At 67.2% G+C, this 20433-nt stretch carries 13 protein-coding genes; 3 read left to right on the forward strand and 10 right to left on the reverse strand.

Features of this window, described 5'->3' with window-relative positions; translation table 11 throughout:
- Positions 1-56: 56 nt before the first annotated feature.
- From N2652_00375 to N2652_00400, 6 genes are all read right to left on the reverse strand, one after another.
- On the reverse strand, positions 57-2591 hold the full coding sequence (locus N2652_00375) for a PEP/pyruvate-binding domain-containing protein (GenBank protein MCX7817667.1): 2535 nt from the start codon (positions 2589-2591) through the stop codon (positions 57-59).
- Complete coding sequence (locus N2652_00380; GenBank protein MCX7817668.1) at positions 2584-4152, reverse strand: sigma 54-interacting transcriptional regulator; 1569 nt, start codon at positions 4150-4152, stop codon at positions 2584-2586. The genes N2652_00375 and N2652_00380 overlap by 8 nt, the downstream gene beginning before the upstream one ends.
- Positions 4149-5885, reverse strand: a complete 1737-nt coding sequence (locus N2652_00385) for an NAD+ synthase (protein ID MCX7817669.1) — start codon at positions 5883-5885, stop codon at positions 4149-4151. Before N2652_00385 ends, N2652_00380 begins: the two co-directional genes overlap by 4 nt.
- 47 nt (positions 5886-5932) lie before the next feature.
- Positions 5933-8119: a glutamine synthetase III gene (locus N2652_00390; GenBank protein ID MCX7817670.1), complete on the reverse strand. Its 2187-nt coding sequence runs from the start codon at positions 8117-8119 to the stop codon at positions 5933-5935.
- Positions 8120-8321: 202 nt separating this feature from the next.
- Positions 8322-10859, reverse strand: coding sequence for a hypothetical protein (locus N2652_00395; protein ID MCX7817671.1), 2538 nt, complete (start codon positions 10857-10859; stop codon positions 8322-8324).
- Between the two features lie 109 nt (positions 10860-10968).
- Positions 10969-11967 carry a dihydropteroate synthase gene (locus N2652_00400; GenBank protein MCX7817672.1) on the reverse strand — a complete coding sequence of 333 codons (999 nt, stop codon included), beginning with the start codon at positions 11965-11967 and terminating at the stop codon, positions 10969-10971.
- Between the two features lie 190 nt (positions 11968-12157).
- Between N2652_00400 and N2652_00405 the strand changes: the two genes are divergently transcribed.
- Complete coding sequence (locus tag N2652_00405) at positions 12158-14935, forward strand: hypothetical protein (GenBank protein MCX7817673.1); 2778 nt, start codon at positions 12158-12160, stop codon at positions 14933-14935.
- 46 nt (positions 14936-14981) lie between these two features.
- Here N2652_00405 and N2652_00410 read toward each other — a convergent pair whose 3' ends face one another.
- The 3 genes from N2652_00410 to N2652_00420 are packed head-to-tail and all read right to left on the reverse strand — an operon-like array spanning position 14982 to position 16992.
- The gene (locus N2652_00410; protein MCX7817674.1) at positions 14982-15521 is read right to left on the reverse strand and encodes a DUF1648 domain-containing protein; all 540 of its coding nucleotides are present in this window, start codon (positions 15519-15521) and stop codon (positions 14982-14984) included.
- On the reverse strand, positions 15518-16498 hold the full coding sequence (galE, locus tag N2652_00415; protein MCX7817675.1) for a UDP-glucose 4-epimerase GalE: 981 nt from the start codon (positions 16496-16498) through the stop codon (positions 15518-15520). The genes N2652_00410 and galE overlap by 4 nt, the downstream gene beginning before the upstream one ends.
- Positions 16495-16992: a bifunctional nuclease family protein gene (locus tag N2652_00420; protein MCX7817676.1), complete on the reverse strand. Its 498-nt coding sequence runs from the start codon at positions 16990-16992 to the stop codon at positions 16495-16497. Before N2652_00420 ends, galE begins: the two co-directional genes overlap by 4 nt.
- Before the next feature lie 89 nt (positions 16993-17081).
- Here N2652_00420 and N2652_00425 point away from each other — a divergent pair, with 89 nt between their 5' ends.
- Positions 17082-17375: a hypothetical protein gene (locus N2652_00425; GenBank protein ID MCX7817677.1), complete on the forward strand. Its 294-nt coding sequence runs from the start codon at positions 17082-17084 to the stop codon at positions 17373-17375.
- A gap of 213 nt (positions 17376-17588) precedes the next feature.
- On the opposite strand, the gene N2652_00430 is transcribed toward N2652_00425, so the two are convergent.
- Positions 17589-18944 carry an OmpA family protein gene (locus N2652_00430; protein ID MCX7817678.1) on the reverse strand — a complete coding sequence of 452 codons (1356 nt, stop codon included), beginning with the start codon at positions 18942-18944 and terminating at the stop codon, positions 17589-17591.
- Between the two features lie 86 nt (positions 18945-19030).
- Here N2652_00430 and N2652_00435 point away from each other — a divergent pair, with 86 nt between their 5' ends.
- Positions 19031-20428 carry an FHA domain-containing protein gene (locus N2652_00435; GenBank protein MCX7817679.1) on the forward strand — a complete coding sequence of 466 codons (1398 nt, stop codon included), beginning with the start codon at positions 19031-19033 and terminating at the stop codon, positions 20426-20428.
- Positions 20429-20433 lie beyond the last annotated feature (5 nt).

Below are 20433 nucleotides of genomic sequence, written 5' to 3' on the forward strand. Positions count from 1 at the left end.
TGGTTGGATGGGGTTGCGGGAGGGACGTCCAAGGCTTGGAACGGTCAGCGCGCCGGTCAGCGTGATGGAGGGGCGCCGCCGGCTGTTTCCAGAAGGATGCCGGCGCGTTGGCGGGGTGCATCCGCGAGCAGTCGCAGGCCGCGCCAGGGGGGCGGGAGTCGGTCGGCGGCCAGCACGCGCACGATGCCCGCCCAGCGTTCCGCGTCGGGCATCACCTCGAGCGTCAGGTTCGGCAGTGCACGCAGGCGTTGATCGTCCAGAAGGTTCGGAGAGCGGTCGGGGCGCAGCGCTGCGTAGAGCATGTCGGACTCAACGAGGTCGCTGAAGAAATGCGTGCCGAGCGAGGCGTCCGGAATCAGGTGCTCATGCATGGCGACGATCTCGAAAACTGCGGAGGCGGGCTGGAGCTCTGCGAAGGTGACCGGGATGCCGAGGAAGGGGTTCGTGGTGCCCCAACGGCCGGGGCCGAGCAATGCGATGGCCGCATCGCGGCGAGGTGTTTCGCGCAGGCGCCGCCCGAGAACGCCCAGCCAGCGCGCCAGCGCGTGCCGGTCTGCAAGACTTAGTGCGGCGTAGTCTCGTGGTGCGATATAGATCACCCAGTCGAGCGGCAGTGACCGGCTGTGGCCCACGACCGCGTCCGCGGCGACGGCCAACCAGGCTGCGGCGCCGTCCGCGGGCCACTCGGGGGCGGCGCGCTCGCCCTCGCGAACCTGAAGCGGTCGGCATTGAAGCAGATGAATGCGCGGGGAATCCGGGGCGGGAAAGTTAACGGTGAACTCGATGTCCACGGGGCACTCGTACACTGACTCAAGGGTGCGGAGCATGTCGCGCAGGTCCTCGGCCAGCCGCGTTCGTTCGAACAACCGGTCGAACGTCGGCACAGGCGGCGTACCGTCGTCGCCGCCGGTGAAAAACAGGTCGAACGGCACGCCGGGCGGGGGGTCGGCGGCGAGCGTTTCGACGGGGACGCTGACGACCTGGTTCGCGTCGAGATCGACGACGTCGGCGCGGCGCTGCGCGAAGCGGACGATTTCGTCGAAGTTGGCTTCGGGGCGCCGGTGAGGGGCGTTCAGTGCGACGAGCCGAGTGTAATCGTCGTCGGAACGATCCACGGCACGGGTGCCCAGACCCAGCACTATGCGCGCGACGCCTGCGCGGGGATCAATGTCGGGGTGCCAGGCGTAGGGGTTGAAGGAGAAGCCGACGCCGGCGACAGGCGGGTAGAGGCGGCGGCCGGCGAGCGTACCGGAAACGCGCATCACCAGAAGCGCCATCTGTTCGTCGCGGTTGAGCAGACCGCGTGTGGCGCGGTAGCGCAGCGCACGCTCGCTCATCGCGCTAGCGTAGATGTGGCGGGCGGCGGCGAGGACGTCCGCGATGCGTTGCTCGCGGGGGCCCTGGTTTGCGCAGAACAGGCTATCGTATTTGCCCGCAAAGGCGTTGCCGAAGCCGTCTTCGAGGATCGAGCTGGACCGTACGATGAACGGCCACTGGCCAAAGTAGTCCACCATTCGTTCGAATCCTTCGATCGCGCGGGCGGTCCAGGTGCCGCTGAGGATGCGGTGCCGCGCGAGCGCTGCTTCGACGAGTCGGCGGTCAATGTCGTCGGCGACATCGCGCATCCACCAGATCCCGTTGTGGACGAGGAAGGTGATGAAGACGTCGGAGCCGACGAAGAACGAGTCGTGCGGCTCGAGGCGGGCGGCGAGCTCGGGGCGTTCGCGTCGGAGGATTGCGCGGGCCAGCAGCATGCCGGTCGCCTTGCCGCCGATTCGGCCGGTGCCGATCATGCGGCGGCGGACCGCATCCAGGTCGGCCGCTGTCATGTAGCGATGCGCGAGCGCCAGAATGCGGTCGTCGCCGGAGAGCAGCGCCTCCATGCGCGGCGAGGTGACGAGTGCGGGCGCCTCCACGCGCTCGGGCTGGCGCGGATCGCCGGCACCGCCCTCTGCGAGAACTTCCGCGACGACACCGCTGTCGGCCACGGGCGGGAAGCTGTTCCCCTGCCATTCATGCAGCAGCGTGATGGTGGGGGAATAGCGGTACTGCGTCTTCACGGGCCGCACGAAGACGCGGTCGCCGCGGCGCAGCACGTCGAGCACGATTTGCGCGGTGGCAACGATGGGTTCGACCGCGTCGGCGGACTGCGCGCCGCGCAAGAGCGCGAAGCAGGCGACGGTCTCCAGGTCGTAGAGGTGGGGGCAGGTCAAACGGAAGAAGTTGCCCAGCAGCGCGTCCGACTGCCAGACGCCGGCGAGGTCGCTGAGTAGGTCGAACACGTACAGGGCGCCGCGGCCGACCTGATCGATCGTGTCGTGCACGCGACGGACGAACGGTGCAAACCCCTCAGCGGGGTCGAGGCGGCGCAGCTCTGCTCCTGCATCCGCGGGCAGGACAGGAGGCCGGTCGGAGAAGCGGAAATAAATGAGCGGACGCCCTTGCGCGGTGGCGGGGAAGGGGGCGACCAGTCGGGGGAAGTCGTCGTAGCAATCGACGTGCCAGACGATGTTGTCGCCGGGCAGAACGCCCTTCAACCGCGCGTCAAGATCTGGCCAACCGGTGGAGAGGGGGCGATACGGTTCACGCATTGTTCGGCTCCGGCCCGCGTGCGGCGGGGCCGACGCGGGGGTGAATATTGAGTTTGCGCATCTTGTAGGCGAGGATGCGGGGCGTGGTCTCCAGTCGACGGGCGGCGGGGGCGATGCGTCCACCGGTGGCGCGCAGCGCTTCGAGAATCAGCCTGCGTTCCAGTGCGGCCACTTGCGCCGCGAGGCCGCCACCGGTCGCCTCCGGGGCCGGCGGAAGCGCCTGCAGAACGGGCGGCAAGTGGTGAGGTTCGATCGTGTCGCCATCGCACACGAGCACGGCTCGTTCGATCGTGTTTTCGAGTTCCCGGACGTTTCCGGGCCACGAGTGGCTGAGGAGCCGCTGCAACGCCTCGCTGCTGATCGCGGTGACGCGACGGCCGCCGCGCTCGCCGTACAGCCGCAGAAAGTGGTTCGCGAGCAACGGGATGTCGGAGGGGCGGTTGCGCAGCGGCGGCACATAGATCGGAAACACGTTCAGCCGGTAATAGAGATCCTCGCGGAAACGGCCGCTGGCGACCATGGCGGCGAGGTCGCGGTGAGTGGCGGCGATCAACCGCACGTTCACCCGGATCGGCCGCGTATCGCCGACGCGTTCGAACTCCTGTTCCTGCAGTACCCGCAGCAGTTTGACCTGGACGCCGGGCGCAATGTCGCCGATCTCGTCGAGGAACAGCGTCCCACCGTGTGCGGCCTCAAAACGTCCCTGCCGGTCCCGCACCGCACCGGTGAAGGCTCCTCGGACGTGGCCGAACAGCTCGCTTTCGACGAGGGACTCCGGCAACGCTGCGCAGTGCACGCGCACGAACGGACCCGACGCGCGGTCGCTCGCATAGTGGATGGCGCGCGCGACGAGCTCCTTGCCGGTACCGGTTTCGCCGAGGATCAGCACCGTGGCCTCGGTGCGGGCGACTTGTGCGATCTGCTCGTAGACTTCGCGCATTTCGTGCGACGCGCCGACGATGCCCTCGGGCTGGAATCGGCCGCGGAGCTCGCCGCGGAGCCGGCGATTTTCTTCCGCGAGGCGCTCCTGCTCCTCTGCGGCTTCGCGGCGCAGCCGCACCGCCTGCGCGATCATCGAGGCAACGATGCCAAGCAGGCGCGCATCGGCCTGCAGCGCGGGGAGCGGCTTCGCGGGCTCATCCACGCTCAACGCGCCGACGACCTCCGCGCCGATCTTGATCGGGACGCAGATGAACGAGGTGTCGGGTCGCTTGCCGCGGCCGGTGCGGTCCAGCAGCAGCGGCGATTCGCTCTTGCGGGGGATCACGATCGGCTCGCCGGACTGGATCACGCGGCCGGTGACACCTTCGCCCAGACGATAGCGGCCGCGCCGCGCCTGCGCCGGGGTCAGGCCGTGCGCGGCTTCGATCTGGATTTGGCCCGTGTCGCGGTGCAGCAGCGTGAGCGTGCCGTAGTTCATGTTCAGATGCGCCGCGAGCGCGGCGAGCACCGGCTGCACCACTTCGCGCAGGTCGAGGCTCTGGTCGAGCCGGCGGCTGACCTCAAAGAGCAACTGCAGCTCTCGAGCGCTCGAGGGCGGGAGGGTCGGTTCGGAGCTCATCGGGGACCTCCCCGCCGAGCCGCGGGGCGCCGGGGGACCGGCGCGCGCCACGCGCAGGTGATCGGCATGCGGCGATCCCGGCCGAAGGCGCGGGGGGTGATCTTCGGCCCCGGCGGCGCCTGTCGCCGCTTGTATTCGCTGGTTTCAATGCGCCGCACGACGTTTCGTACCGCGTCGGCGGGAAGGCCGCGGGCGACCAGCGAGGCAGGGGGTTCGTCGCGTTCCTCGACGCGCTCGACGATTTCATCCACCAGCGAATAGGGGGGCAGGGACTGCTGGTCGGTCTGGTTGGGCCGCAGTTCCGCCGACGGTGCGCGGCGCAGCACGGAGGCGGGCACGACTTCACGGCCGGCCGTTCGGTTTCTCCAGCGCGCGAGACGGTAGACGAGGGTCTTGGGCACATCCTTCAGCGGTGCGAACGCGCCGACCAGGTCGCCGTAAATTGTGCAGTAGCCGGTCGCGATCTCGCTCTTGTTGCCGGTCGCAAGCACCAGCCATCCATATCGGTTCGACATCGCCATCAGGACCAGCCCTCGCAGTCTTGCCTGCAGATTCTCGCCGGTCAGCCCGCGTTCGCAACCTGGCGCGACCGCATTGAGTCCCTCCAGCACCGCCTGTCGCATTGGCTCGATGGGGACGACGCGGAAATCGAGACCGAGCCGCTCCGCGACGCGGCGCGCGTCGCGCTGGGTCTGCGGTGAGTTGAAGCGGGTGGGCATCGAAAGCGCATGGACATGACGGGCGCCGAGCGCGTCGGCCGCCAGCGCCGCGACGAGCGCGGAGTCCACGCCGCCGCTGAGGCCGAGCACCACGTCGCTGGCGCCGTTCTTGTGCACATAGTCTCGAAGCGCCAGCCGCAGCGCCGCCCATGCTTCTGCGGATCCGCGCGGGCGGGCGGCGATTGAGTTGGCCAGTGAGCGCCGCCGCGAGCGCCCGAGCGCCGAAAGCGCGAGCAGTGCCGTTTGGGGCGCAGGGGCGCCCGCCGGCGGGGACGGCGCAGGCACGTCCAGCAGCAACAGATCCTCTTCGAACGAACGGGCGCGCGCGACCAGCCGGCCCTGTCGATCGATCGCGAAACTGCCGCCATCAAACACCAGCTCGTCCTGACCGCCGACGAGGTTTACGTACGCAAACGGGGCGCCGACGATCGCAGCGGCCTCCGTAATCACGCTGTGGCGGAGGGCGAACTTGCCGAGTTGAAACGGCGAGGCGGACATGTTCAGCACCAGATCCGCCGCACCGCGCAGCGTGGTGCAGGCGGGGGCCTTCGGGTGCCAGGAGTCCTCGCAGATGTGAAGCGCGATGCGGACCGGTCCCACCCGAAGCACGAGAGGGCGTTCGCCCGGCGCAAACACCCGTTCCTCGTCGAAGACACCGCCGCTGGGCAGCTGCATTTTCGCATAGGTGCCCACAAGGCGACCGTCCTGGAGGACCCACGCGGCGTTCTGGGGGCGGTGGTTGGGGACGGGCCGCGGCGCACCGACAATGGTGATTAGCTTCCGCGGCAGCGCACGGGCGAGCCAACGGATCGTTCGGACGACCGCATCGAGAAAGGCGCGACGGATGACCAGATCGTCGGGCGGGTACCCGCAGAGCGCCAGCTCCGGCGTGGCCAGGAGGTCGGCGCCGAGGGCGGCCGCCTGGTGCGCGGCGCGCAGGATTCGGCGCGCGTTGTCGGCGAGCGCGCCGACCGTCGGATTGATCTGGGCCAGCGCGATGCGAACCGTTCGCATGCGGGCGCCGGGCCCGCGGCGGCCGCCGCGGGCCCGGCCCTCCGGGATCAACGGACGAACAACAGCTCCGCGTAGGTCGGCAGCGGCCAGAGATCGTCGGCGACGACCGGCTCCAGCGCGTCGGCTGTTTCGCGTACTGCCGCCATTGCGGGGACGACCTCATCGCGGTAGTACCGCGCCAGCTCGAGCAGCTCGGACTTGCCGGCGGTGCCAGCGATCGCGCTTTCGAGCGCCTCGATCCGCGTTTCAAACTCACGCACCCGATCGGTCAGCCGTCGCAGGTAACCGGTATGCGGTTCGGAAAGTCCGGCGGACCGCAGCGCCGCGATCGTGTGGGCGAGGTCACCCTGGTGACGATGGCCGGCCGGCAGCAGCGCGCTGGAAGCCATCCGATGGCACAGCAGGGCCTCGGTGCGGATTTCCTTCGTGTAGCGCTCGAGATAGATCTCGTTGCGGGACTCGAACTCGCGCGGCGAGAGCACGCCGTAGGTTTGGAACAGCCGTTCGTACACCGGATTGCCGCGGACTGCAACCAGGGCGTCCACGGTGTTGCGGCGGTTCGGCAGTCCCCGCCGCTCGGCTTCGGCGTACCACTCCGCGGCGTAGTTGTCGCCATTGAACACGATCGCGCCGTGTTCGCGCATGATGTCCCGAATGAGTTCGTGGACTGCCGCGTTGAGTTTTGCTGGGTTGCCGGCGGTTCGGGTCTCCAGCTCGGTTGCGACGTAGTCGAGCGACTCGGCCATGATGGTGTTCAGCACCACCAGCGGACCGGCAATGGACTGCGAGGAGCCCACCGCACGGAATTCGAACTTGTTGCCGGTGAACGCGAATGGGCTGGTTCGGTTCCGGTCGCCGACATCCTTCGGCAGCGGCGGCAGCGTGTCCACGCCGATGCGCAGTTCGCCTGGCTTCGCAACGCCGTTGAGCCGGCCACGCTCGATCTGGCGGAAGATGTCCGTCAACAGATCGCCGAGGAACACGGAGATGATCGCCGGCGGCGCCTCGTTCGCGCCCAGCCGATGGTCGTTGCCCGCGTGGGCAACCGAGGCGCGCAACAGGTCCGCATGACGGTGCACCGCACGCACGACCGCCGCGCAAAACACGAGGAACCGCGCGTTCTCATGCGGCGTATCGCCGGGGTCCAGCAGGTTGCGCCGCCCGCATGCGAGCGACCAGTTCAGATGTTTGCCGGACCCGTTGATGCCTGCAAACGGCTTCTCGTGCAACAAGCAGGCCAGGCCGTATGCCGGCGCCGTCGCCCGCATGGTCTGCATCACGACTTGCTGGTGGTCGGCGGCGACGTTCGCGTTTTCGTAAACCGGTGCGATTTCGTACTGACTGGGTGCGACCTCGTTGTGACGGGTCTTCACGGGGATACCGAGCTTGTAAAGTCGGCGCTCGACATCGAACATGAAGGCGAGCACGCGTTCCGGAATCGCGCCGAAGTACTGGTCCTCAAACTCCTGTCCCTTGGGCGGCCGCGCGCCGAAGAGGGTGCGCCCCGCGATCACCAGATCTGGCCGCAGCATGTACAGCCGTCGGTCTACCAGGAAGTACTCCTGCTCCGGACCGGCGGTGGCAACGACGTAGTCAGGGTCGGTCTCGCCAAAGATCTGCAGTACCCGACGCGCCTGTTTGTTCAGCGCCTGCATTGAGCGCAACAGCGGCGTTTTCTTATCCAGCGCCTCGCCGGTCCATGAGCAGAACGCGGTCGGAATGCAGAGGGTGTTTCCATTCGGATTTTCAAGGATGTACGCGGGACTGGTGACGTCCCAGGCGGTGTAGCCGCGCGCCTCAAACGTCGCGCGCAGGCCACCGGACGGGAACGACGAGGCATCGGGTTCGCCCTGGATGAGTTGACGGCCGGAAAACTCCGCGATTGCGCGGCCGTCCTCGGCGGGTACCAGAAAACTGTCGTGCTTCTCCGCAGTCTGCCCGGTCAGGGGATAGAAGACGTGTGCGTAATGAGTCGCTCCTTTTTCGAGCGCCCAAGCCTTCATCGCCTGCGCCACCACGTCCGCGACGGCCGGGTCCAGCGGCCGGCCCGCGCGGATCGTTTCGCGCAGCGAGCGCACAACGTTTTTCGGCAGCCGGCGCTCCATCTCGGCCATGTTGAACACCAGCGAGCCGAACAGTTCCTCCGGACACTCGTCCGTCGGCAGCCGCGGAATCGGCCACGGCGCGCCCGCAATTTCTCCCACCGCCCGAACACGATTGTTGATGGTCTTCATCGTTCCCTTTCCATCTCGTCGTCACATTGCGACGAGGCACCTCCGCTTACAGCAGGCCCCATGCCAGGGTGCGGCGTGACTGCGCTATTTCCACGCCGAAAGAGCCTTTGGTGCCGCGCACCAGCCATCCGACGGCGGCGCAATACGACATATTTGTCAGCATTGGTTCCGACCTATGTAACAAAATTGTTCTTTTGACCCGTCATCGCCGGCGCAGATCATACCACAACGTGCGGTGCTCGGGGCCGATGTCGAACGAGCATGTGGAGTCGGTGGCGCTCACCTTGAGCTCGGCCGTGGGTTCGCCTCGGCCGTCGAGCGCACGGACGGTCAACGGCGGTCCCTGCAGCTCGATTCGCGCCGGGATTCCGTTCACGTGCGTCGGGCCGCGGCCCCAATGGCGGCCGACACTGGTGCGGCTCTCGTTCCAGCGCATGTCGGGATTTTCGGCGGATCCGACCGCCACCAACAACATTCGCTGCGAGATCTCCAGCGGGCGGCCGTCCATGCTCGTGAGCGCGACGACCGCGTAATCTCGCTCGACCGGGCCGATCGCGAGGGTGCATCCGCCGAATTGGAAGCGCTGCCCGGCGACGCGTCCCCACGCGGCCCTCGTCGCCGGGGTGTTGACGGTGAGGTGTGCGCGCGGGGGGGCGGTCGCGTCCCAGACGACCGCGTTGTCCGGGCTGCTGACGCGCCGAGTCGGCGGAGGGCTCACGGCGGCGGGCGAGGTGGCTGCGGGCGAGATGCCAATGCGGTGCGTGAGGCCGAGCATGGGCGGCAGCCGCCGTTCGCAGGTGCCGGCCGCGACCTCCGGCAACGGCGGCAGGTCGCCTCGCAGATAGAGGTGGGCGAAGACGCCGAGCAGCGCGAGCTTCGCAGGGTGCCCGTTGAACGAAAAGTAGCCGGAAATCCGGTCGCGAAACCACTCGTCTGCGTCGCTGGAGTATTGGAAGAAGAACACACCGTCCCAGTCCTGCAGCGCGGCTGCGAGCGCGGCGAACGGCACCGCGGAAGCGGCGTAATCGTGCGGGGCGGGGATGTTCCACTCGGACAACGTAAATGGCCGGTCGAGCAGCCGCCACGTTGCGCGCTCGAATAGCGGATTGAATTCGATCGCCTCCTCCATCGGCGTGTTTCCGATGGTCCAGTCATCGCGATCCCACGGGCGCCGGGGGAATCGAGGATGGTGCCAGTAGGCGTGCGCGTCAGCGTAGTCGCAGGTGTCGGCGACGATCCGAGCGCCGTGATAGGTGATCTGCGACGCGGTGATCGGCATTCGCGCGCCGCAGTCGCGACGGATGAAGGTGATCAGATCGCGGATGAACTCGCGCTCGGTGTCAACCATGAACGCACGGGCGTCTTCCCAAGCGCGATCCGAGAGCCCGGCGTAGGGGATCTCGACCGTTCCCGTCTCCAGACGCTGGTCGGCGGAGAACGGGTCGGGCAGTCCCCCCTCGCGGAACTCGACGTCTGCAAGTTCGAAGTCCACGTCCGACTCGCCGAACTTGAAGCAGAGGCGTGCGCGGCCATCCACGGTATCGGTTGCGCGGAACTGCCGGGCGACCCGAAGCCATTCGGGCCCGATCCGCAACCGCTCCGACCAGCCGAGAGGCCCCCAGTTGGCGGGGCCTTGCCGCGACACGTCCACGTACAGGTTGCGCGACCGGTCCGCGCGGACCGCGAAGGTCACCGAGTAGGTTCGGCCGCTCGTCACCGAGAGACCGCTGTGGATCAGCTCATGGTGCGCGCCGGCAGGCGCGGGCGCCGGCAGTTCGATCCGGACGGCGTGCCGACCGTCCGGTCCTGGTACGCCAAACCGGGCGATCGCCGGGGCGCTACGGGGGGTGTTCAACGTCCAGGGAGCCAGACGGCTCGCGGAGCCGTCGAGGGAAGCGAGGAGCCGGCCGGGAGGCTCGAGGTGACTCAACCAGGCTCGTTTCAATGCCTCGGTGCTCTGATACTTGCGCTGCAACCAGGCGTTGAACTGGCGGCGGAACTCGGAGCGATAGGGCTCCGGAAGAATTTTGGCCAGCCCGGGCCCACGCTCGCTGAAGCTGTTTTCGTTGGTGAGCTCGACCAGCGCGATCGCCGGATCTTCCGCCCGGCGCAGCTGGCGGTACGGATTTACGTGGCCGAGGTATTCACGAATAAACTCTTTCAGGCGCTGTCGCATCCGGGGTTCGAAGTACAGCAGGTATTTCGCGAAGCGGCACTCGTAGGGCAAGTCGCCGACATTCTCGAACCCTTCCGCCTCCGTAAACGAGCGGCCGACGTGGAGATTGAGGTTTGCGTAGATGCCATGCCGGTGCAACTGGTCGAGGAAGAAATCTTGCCGGTCTAGCATCTCAGGATCGAGGCGACGGACGCCGTTTTCCGGTGGCCGCAGCAGCCCGCGCGGCGGCGGCTGCGTGTCGTGGTGGTGGAACCGCACGGCGTTGATGCCGAGCTTGACCAGACGCGCGGCGACCTTCGGCGCGACGGATTTTTCCGGTGCGTTGGCGGCAAAGCACACGTTCATGCCCCAGAAACGCAAACGGCGGTCGCCCACGTAGAACCGACCGTCGCGAATTGTGACAAAACCGTCGGCGCCGGCGGGCCGGGGTACAAGATGGGAGAAATCCGTCGCGTTCGCCGCGATATCGTCACCGGGGATCACAAACGGAAACCGCTCGGCGGACTCCGCCGCGGCGGCAGCAACGGACAGCGAACAGAAGGCGAGCAGCCAGTTGCCTCTCATAGTGTCTCCTTGAGCGAGGGCGAAGATACGCTAGAAGACACGGCGGGCCGGCGCAAGCACCCCGAAAAACACTACGAGGGGGCGGCGGCGCGAACGGTGAGCGCCCGTCTCAGAGGCGTCCCGCGAGCACGGCGTCGAGGAATGCGGTTGCAAACTCGTCTTCGTTCATCAGCACCGCGCGCGCGAGGCGAAAGGGCTCGGCGGTGGGATCCAGACGGTCCAGCCGCTCTGCGGAAATCTGCGCGGGGTCGGCGATCGCGCTGTCCGCTCCGGCGTCGCGGGCGAGATGGGCGAACACCTCATTCAGGAGATGGCGGGCGGGCAGTCCGTACGAGACATTGCTGACGCCCACGGTGATGTGGACTGCGGGGCCAAACCGGCCGCGGGCGATCGCGATCGCATTTAGAACGCGGAGCCCATGGCGTCCGTCGGTCGCCACGGGCATCACGAGGGGATCCAGGTAGAGCGTTTCGTCGGGGCGGCCGGCGGCGCGGAGCAGTTCGAGCGCGCGCGCCAGGTTCTCGACTCGCTCGCCGGCTTCGATGGGCAGCGCCCCGGCGCCGGCGGCGGAGACGACGGCTTCCGCGTCGTATTCTGTGGCCAGGCTGAACGTCTCCGGGCGCTCCAGCGAAACGCAGTTCAGCAGCGGACGTCCGCGGGAGCGATCGGAGACCTCGAGCCCCGCGCGAAGGACGGCGACGTGGGACGAGTCCACGCTGACCGGCCGTCGCGAAGCCTCCTGCACGATGCCGACGGTCCAACGCATCGCCTCGCAGCATTCGGCGGGGTCTGCGGAGTACTCGTCGACGTTGATGTCGAGGAACGCGGCACCGTGGCGTTCCTGCTCTTCGGCGATCGCGCGCAGGTAATCGGCGGCGAGCTCCGCCGGTTCGCCGCGAGCGCGCAGCGCCAGCGCAATCGCGACCGCGCACGGTCGTAGCCGGCCGGCCGCAAGTTCCGGTGGCACCGGCAGCTCGCGAGGCTCACCGTGGCGGCTGTAGAGGATCGCGCAACGGCCGTTGGTTGTACGGACGCGGGAGCCCCCCACACGGACCGAGCGGCTGCAGTGGATTTTCTCGCCGATGACGATGAAGTTTTTCGAGCTCACACGGTGTGTTCGCCGTTCTTCCTTTGGGTTTTCGGAGGGGCGGATGATAGGTGGGAGGTGGCCAGTGAGCAACTCGGTGAGGGCGGGCGGTTGAGTTGCGGTGGGGGGCCGGCTCTCGTACAAGGGCGCCCGGCGAGCCGAGCGATGGTCGGCGCATGGGGCAGACAAAATGGCGCATGAAGTCACGGGAATGCTGGTATGCAGACTGGCGGTTTGCGTCTCGTTGGCGGCGGCGACGCGGGCGGAGGAGCGGCGCGTCACATTGAAGCCGGAAATGCTTTCAGCCGCCGCGGAGCATGGCTTGCCGACCGGTTGGGTGGACGAGCAGGAGGAGATCATCGGGCCACCCACGAACGAGCCGCTTCGGGGCTGGACGGTTCCAACAGGCGCCCGGGCGAAGTTTCCCGTGGCGGTGGAGATTGACCTGGGCGAGGTTCGGCCGCTTTCGAAGCTGTGGCTCTTTGACGCGGAGGGTACCGGCGATCTGATCGTCGCGATCGGCGAGCCGGGCGGCTGGCGGCCGGTGGCGACCAACGGCTGTCGCGCCTATCGCCAGTGGGTGGCAGTGCCGCTGGACGCCGAGACTCGCTTTCTGCGGCTTGTGCGGACGTCGCCGGGAGCGAACGTCCGAGAAATCGCCGTTTACCAGCATACGCCGGAATCGTGGCGGACGGTACGGGAACGGCAGGAGCGGGAGCGCCGTGAGGCGACCGCGCGTGCGGCGGCGCTTGAGCGGGCGCGGGCGGAGCGTCGGACCCGTTCACCGGTGGATCCCGGCCCGCCGTTCGGGCCGCTGCCGGTGGTGGATGAGCTCGATCCACTGGCTCCCGAAGAACGGCACGCCTGGTCGGTCGGGCCGCCGGGCAGCGGGGCCGCAACGACGTTGCTGGGCCGCGCCGCCTTCGTGCTTCCACCCCGTTCGAACTGTGCCAGCTGGGTTCGGTTCCGGCTCGGACGGGACCGGGGGTTGGAGGCGGGGGGCGCGTATGTTCTGCAGGTGGAGTATCCCGAAGACGCTCCGCGCGCAATGTGGGTGATCAATGCGGGCAACGAGAGCGTCCGGGGATTCCATACCGGCCGGACGGTCGGCGACGCTCTGCACATGAAGTACTTGGACAGCCTGCCCGAGTCGCTCGACATGCCGCTCTCGCAGCGGTGGTGCTCATGGACGATGTATTTCCGGTTGCACGATCGATTCCCCACCGGTGGGCTGCCGCGGGGGTCGGCGCCCCGTCCCGCCACCCCGGCGGACGGCTTCGAGGTTGCGATTGTCCAGTTCGACGCGCGAAACGACCCCATGTCCGCTGGTCTTGCGATTGGGAAGGTTCGATTGCTGGAGGTTGCAGAGCCCGAGCGCCTTCGGCTGCAGATCTCCTGGCCGCCGGAGGGTCTGCCCCGCCGGCGGATTTTTTGGCGGGAGGAGATGGGGGACGGCGTCATCGAGGGGGCCGATGCGACGTCGCGCGGTGTGGAGGACCGGTTGAACTGGTTCCGGTGGAAAGCCGATCTGATGGAATTCCTCGGTGTGCCGGTCTTTGCGAAGGATTTGCTTGAGTTTGGCGCCTGCCAGCACTGGGATCCGACGCCCGGCGGCGGAAACGACTGGGTCTATTTCAACAGTGGCACGCGCGATTTGTGGGGACGGATCGTCGGCTTGATGGCAGAGCGAGGCATCGAACTGCTGCCGTATTACGAGTACGCGGGCAGCATTGGCCGGCGCGGTCTCGGTCCCCAGCGGCGCGCGAAGCCACTGACCCGCGAAGATGCCTACACTCACATTCCCTGGGTCGAGAAGGCAAACGTGGACATCACAGATCCGGCGACGTGGGAAGACCTGCGCAAGATTCTGGACATCACAGTGCTGGCGTGGCGCGACCGTGCGCGCTTTGCGGGCGTTTGGATGCGTCCGCGGTCGCAGTGGCCGGTGGGTTTTGGCGATGCGACGCGCCAGCGGTTTGCGCACGAGGCGAACGGTGGCCGGCCGGTGACGCGGGATGAGCTGCGGCGTGATCCGGAGCTGTACGGACGGTACCTGGCCTGGTGGCTCGGCCGACGGCGCCAGTTTCTAGAGCATATCCGAGACCATTTGCGCGCGGGAGGTGTGCCGGGCGCGTTTGTTCTGTTCACTGGCTGTGCTGCGGAGCCGGGCCCGGCATGGCCCGACTGGACGCCCCGGCTGGTGACTGACCGGCCGGATCTTTGGCAGCCCCTCTTGGCAAGCGCCGAGCACAGAACCGCGAAGGGCGAAGTGATACGGGCGGTGACACCGGAGGAGATCGTACGGGACCAACTGTATCTGCGCGCGTTGCGTTCTCCCGGGCTGACGTGGGGGAGGTGGGAGGTCCACCATGCGAACCCCACCAACGACCCGGAGGCGTATCGGGAAGCGGATGGGATCATGTTCACCCATGCGGTGAACCGACTCTTCACGGTGTCCTCGCCCGCAACGTTTGACGCGTTTCGTTCGTCCACGGGACTGGCGATTGTGCGGCATCATGCGCTGAACGAGCACATGGTGGAGGATGAGGGGGGCGGCGAGGCGCTGGGCTACTTTGTCGGGGATATGGAGCGAGCGGCGCCGTTTTCAATGTGTGTGGAGGTGAGGGCCGTTGCGGCGGGTGATCCGTCGATGATCGGGTACCTGAGCGGCCGGTCCTTCAATCGGGGATTTCCAGAAGAGGCTCGCCGGTTCCATGCGGCCTTCCTCGCGTTGCCGGCGCTGCCTAGCCGCATTCTCGAGGGCGCGTGCGACGTGCCCGACGTGACGGTACGAGAAATTCGTGCACCCACCGGCGGTGTGTGGTGGGCGGTCGCCCACACGGGGTGGCGAGCACGGCCGGGGGTCGAGATCTGTTTGCCGGGCGAAGGGCCAGTGTTCGATGCGGTCAGCGGGGAGCGGCTTTCGGATGGCCGCCGCGTACGCTGCGATCTGGCTCCGTGCGAGCTGCGCGCGTGGAGGCGACCGTGAGGGGAGGGCGGCGCAACGGCGCCCGCGCGGTGGACGCGCCAACCGGCTATGGGGAGGCAGCTGGCGGCGAAAAGCGCCGGTAGAGAGTTGCGATCGCCACGCCGAGCGCGACCAGCCACGACGCAACCCCGGCGAAAAGCAGCTTCGCCGGCAGCGTCACCGGAGCCTGCTGATGAGCGACGAGGACCGTGAACCACAACCACCCGAACAGCGCGGTGACGGCGCTCGCCTGTCGGGCGAGCCACTCGTCGATCGCGCTCAGCGTCGCGGATCGATGCGGCGGTGCCAGCCACTGCTCGGCGTTCGGAATATTGACCCATCGCGCGGGCAGGCGGCGAACCAAGACTGCGGCCAATGCAAATACGCCCACGCAAACGACGACTCCACCGCTGAACTCCGCGGCAGCCTGCACTCGGTGGGTCCAGCGGTCCGGCCGGCCGGCGAGGTCGAAATGTACCGCGACGCGGATGGGCAGGGCGGGCAGCGAGATCCACAGCGCCGCGATGACCGCCAGAGCCGACACCAGGGGCTGGCGCCAGCTGGTTGGGGCGGACCCGGCGAACGCTGCGTTGGCGGTTGCGTTCACTGGGAACTCCCTGCGTAGCCGTCGGGATGCCGCCGGTGCCAGCGCCAGGCGTGTTCGATAATTGTTCGCAGGTCCGAATAGCGCGGTTGCCAACCGAGCAGGGAGCGGGCCCGCTTGGCGTCGGCGACGAGCGTCGGGGGATCGCCCGGACGGCGCGGCGCGATTTCTTCCGGCAGAGGGTGACCGGTCACCGCGCGCGCCGTGTCAATCACTTCGCGCACGGAAAAACCGAGTCCGTTGCCGAGGTTGAATGCGCCGGTATGGGCGGTTTCAAGCGCGCGGATGTGGGCGTCGGCAAGATCCAGGACGTGGATGTAGTCGCGAATACACGTTCCATCGGGGGTGGGATAATCCGCACCGAACACGCGGACCGCGGGTGCGCGCCCGAGCGCCACCCGCAGCACATTGGGGATTAGGTGGGTCTCGGGATCGTGGTCCTCGCCGAGGCGCTCCGTCGCACCGCAGGCGTTGAAGTAACGCAGAAACACCGGTTCGAAACCGTACCGATCCGCGAACCAGCGCAGCATCGTCTCGAGCATCAGTTTGGACTCGCCGTACGGATTTAAGGGGCGCTGGGGAGCGTCTTCCGAGATCGGAATGCGCTCGGGAACGCCATAGGTCGCGCAGGTGGAGGAAAACACGATCCGGCGCACACCCACCTGTCGCATCGCCTCGATGAGATGGAATCCACCGACCACATTGTTATGGAAGTACAGCTCCGGCCGCTCCATGGACTCGCCGACGAGCGCAAATGCAGCGAAGTGCAGCACCGCATCGGGACGGACCGAGCGCATCGCCTCCGAGATGGCATCTGCGCGCCGCAGATCACCAACGATGAGGCGGGCCCGAGGGTCCACCGCCTCGCGGTGCCCGCGTTCGAGATTGTCGAAGACGGTCACGCGGTGCCCAGCATCGAGCAACGCTTCCGCGGTGACGCTGCCGATGTAACCGGCCCCGCCGGTGAGCAGTACGTTCATCGGAACGGCTCGTCCGGCGGCGGCTCGGTGGGGGGCTCCTCCTCGTCCTGCTGCGAAGACTGTTCCTCCGCCTGTTGGAGCATCCAGCTGGCGTCCTCTGTTTTCTCCCACACGCTTGCCGCCACGTAGATCGGGCATCCCTGCTGCAGCGCGAGCGCGATCGAATCGCTCGGTCGGGCGTCCACCTCGATCAGGTTTCGGCCATGTTCGGTGTCTTGAACGATATAGATGCGGGCGTAGAACGTGTCGTCCTTCAGCTCGTTGACCACCACCTTCGCAACCCGAGCGCCGAACCCCGCGAGGATGGCGGCGATCAGATCGTGCGTCATCGGGCGGGGCGACCGCAAGCCTTCTCGATATCTCGCAATAGCGGACGCGACGAAGACGTCGATGAACATGACGATGACCTTGCGGCCATCGGTCAGAAAGACACCGGCGCCGCCGCGCGAGGTCCCCACCAGTGTTTGCACTGTGACCTGGACATCCGGTTTCATCGTGATGACCGCTGGTGTTCCAGCTAGAATACCTGCAGTCTAACCGGTGTGGGCTGAACTGTCACGGTGGGCTCACGGACGGCGGAGCAATGGGCATCAAGCTCGAGATGTGGTTGTCGAGGGTTCGGCGCTGGCCGAAACCTCTGCGACTGGGCGGGGGCGTGGCGTTGCTGGTTCTCGGCGTGCTGGGGCTCTTCCTGCCAGTGCTCCAGGGACTGCTGTTTTTGGGTGCCGGTCTCGCGCTGCTGGCGGCGGATGTGCCGGCGGTTCGGCGTTGGGTGGACCGTGCGGCGCAACGTTGGTCGCGCCAGCACGCGCAGGCCGGCCGGGGCCAGTGGATCCGTGTGGAGCCGCCGCGCCCGGAACGATCGCCACGTTCCTGAGGCGGCGGCGCGCGGTGGGCGCGCTTGGGTTGGACTGCGGAAAGCTCGTGACTCGCGCAATGGATTGTCGGGGCGCTCGTTTCCCATTTCAGCGTTCGGGCCGCGGACATGAAGCCTACCTCGGGCCGCTTGCCCACCGCGGTCATCGGTGCCGCCGCAGACCGCTGACGCGCTCACGCCGCGATTTGCGGGCGGGAACGATGTGAGGATGCCTCAGCGGCGATCGCCTCCGGGCGGCCGCCGTTCGCCGGGCTTCGGCAGGTCCGGCGGCGCGGTGACGGTTTCTGCGCGCGACACGTCTGGCTCTACTGCCGGCCGTGGCACCTGACCACTCGGACGGATGTAGATGTCCGTGCGGCGGTTCTTTTGCATGTTTTCTTCGGTGTCGTTCGGTGCGATCGGTCGGTCGAAGCCGTAACCGTGGTAGCTCAGGCGTGACGGTTCAATGCCGCCGGTCTTAACGATGTAGTCCATGACCGCTTTCGCGCGACGCTCGGAGAGTCGGAGATTGTATTCTCGCTGCGAGGTCTTCCGGCGGTCCGCGTGACCCTCGATGCGAGCGGTCGCACCGGGATCGCGCTGAAGCACTTTGATGATCTTGTCGAGCTGCGCGTGGTAGATCGGACGCAGGTCCGCCTTGTCGTAGTCGAACTCGATGTTCAGGCGGAACAGCATCAGGTCGTCGGCAGGGTTCAACGGGTCGGTGTTGTCTTCGATCACTTCATGCCCGTCCGCGACGCCGCCGCCATCGGTGTCCTGCTTGCGAGGATCCGTTTTGTAGGTGAGGACCTCCGCGCCGTCCTTGAGGCCGTCGAGGTCGGTGTCCGGGTTGAGCGGATCGGTCTGGAACTGGCGCACCTCCTGCCCGTCTGTCAGACCGTCTTTGTCGGTGTCCGGATCGTAGGGGTCGGTGCCGTACGTAGGCTCTTCGCGGTCGAGCAGCCCGTCGCCGTCGCTATCGATGTCGCCTCCCGAGAGCACCGGTGCGACCGGCAGCGCGGCACCGAACCGGTAGTTCACGCCGAGGCCGAGGATCCAATTGAACTCGGTGTCCGAACCTGCGAGCGCGAGCTTCGCATCGAAGCGAACGGCCCACTCGTCATTGAAATGGTACTGCAGGCCGCCGCCGGCCATGATGATCGGGTCAATGTTGTCTTCGGTTTCGCCCATGTCCTCTCCGTAGATCATCAGGGCAGCGCCTGCGGAGAGATAGGGGTCGATTCGCTGGTCGGGCTGGTTGCGGAGGTGGAAGAGCGCGTCCACGCCGAGTCGAACCCCCCAGGTGTCGTCGTCGAGCTGGTAGCGGCGGCTGTTCGGAAACTTTCTTGCGCGCAGCACCGGCGCGTAGTCCACCCCGGCTTCGAGCTCCCACCACGGGTTGAAGGTGTAGCCGAGCCGAAGCCCGAGCGATGGACCGCTTTTGACTTCCTCGTCCCCTTCGAACAGCATCGCGCCCAGCAGCGCGCTGCCGGACCAGGGTGCGCGATCGAAGAGGTCCTCCGCGGCGTGGCTGGCCGTTCCCGCCGCAATGGCCGCAATGCCCATCCACCGCCCCGCTTGACTGAGCATGTTCAACGTCTCCCGCGCGCCCGCACCAACTGAGATCGCGGCGCCGCGCGCGGTGGAACTTTACCAGAGCGGTTGGTTCTTGCAATATGAGCCCGATTGCCGCCGCGCGGGCGAGCGGCGAACGGTGGAGCCATGCGCGCACGGTGAACGACGAACCGAACCTGCTGGTCGAGTCCGGCCCCGACAAGGGAATGGAGATCCGCGTGTCGGTGTCCGGCGCGCGGCTCGGGCGCGCTTCGGGCAACGACATCGTACTGACCGATCCGGCGCTGTCCCGCTTTCACTGCCGGTTTTACTACAAGGATGGCCGGTTGCACGTTTCGGACCTCGCCAGCACGAATGAAACGCTGATCAATGGACGGCCGTCGGTGGACGGGCGTCTGACGACGGGGGACCGGGTAACGATCGGCCAGACAGTGCTGAAGGTGCTGCGCGATTCACCGCCTGCGGAGCAGCCGCCACCGCCGGCGCCGGTGCCGGAGGAGTCCGCGCCGGCGGAGGAGCGTGGCGCGCCGCTGGAGGTGGACCTTGGGCTTGCCCGCGACGACGAGTTTGCGCCGGCGCGAGCGGTATCGCCCTCCGAGCGGGTCGCTGCGCGCCGCCGTTACCTCGCCTACGGCCTGCTGCTGGTGCTGTTGTTGGCGGCCGCCGGTCTGTCCGTTCGGCTGCTGCAGCCTCGCGCTCGTCCGCGTGGCGCGGTCGCCGCCGGGCCTGCGCAGTTGGAGCTGCACTACGAGAAAATCGAAGCCAGTCCGGAAAACATTTTCCGGTATGCGGTGGACCTGGAGGGCGGGCAGCTGGCGGTGCGTGTGGACAACCTCCAGACGGGGCAGCACATCCGGCGCGAGAAGGCGACCGATCCGAAAGTGATTGAACTGCTCGCCTCCTCGCTCGAACAATCCGGTTTCTTTCAGCTGATGAACGAATACACCGGCATCTCGCCGAACGTGTGGGAGATGTCCGATCTGACGATCATCGTGAACCGGCGAGCGCACCGGGTGAAGGTGCTGAACCGGCTGCCGCCGGATGCGTTCAAAAAGGCGAGGGACGAGATCGAAGAATTTGTGCGCAACGAGATGGGCCTGCATGCGCTTGCGCTGCCGCCCGAAAAGCTGATGGAGCTGGGGCGCAACGCATGGTTGACCGGCAAAAAACTTTTCGACGAGCGTGAAGTGCGGCACGACAACCTCGCCCGAGCGATCCGCGCGCTGACGGAGGCCGAGAGCCTGGTTGAGTCGCTGGAGCCGAAGCCGCCGTTTTATGAGGAGGCGATTGCGCTGCGCGAGGAGGCCCGTCGACAGCTTCAGGCGAAATATGACGACTACATGTTCCGCGCCGACCGTGCGATCAAGCTGAACGACTGGCGCGAGGCGAACGCGCACCTGCAGGTGCTGCTGGAGTCGTTTGTGGACCGCTCGGACGAGCGTTACCAAAAAGTGTACAAGAAGCTGGTGGACGTGCAGCGACGGCTGCAGCGCAAATGATGAGG

The organism is Kiritimatiellia bacterium (assembly GCA_026417735.1).
GTDB lineage: Bacteria > Verrucomicrobiota > Kiritimatiellia > PWTM01 > PWTM01 > CAACVY01.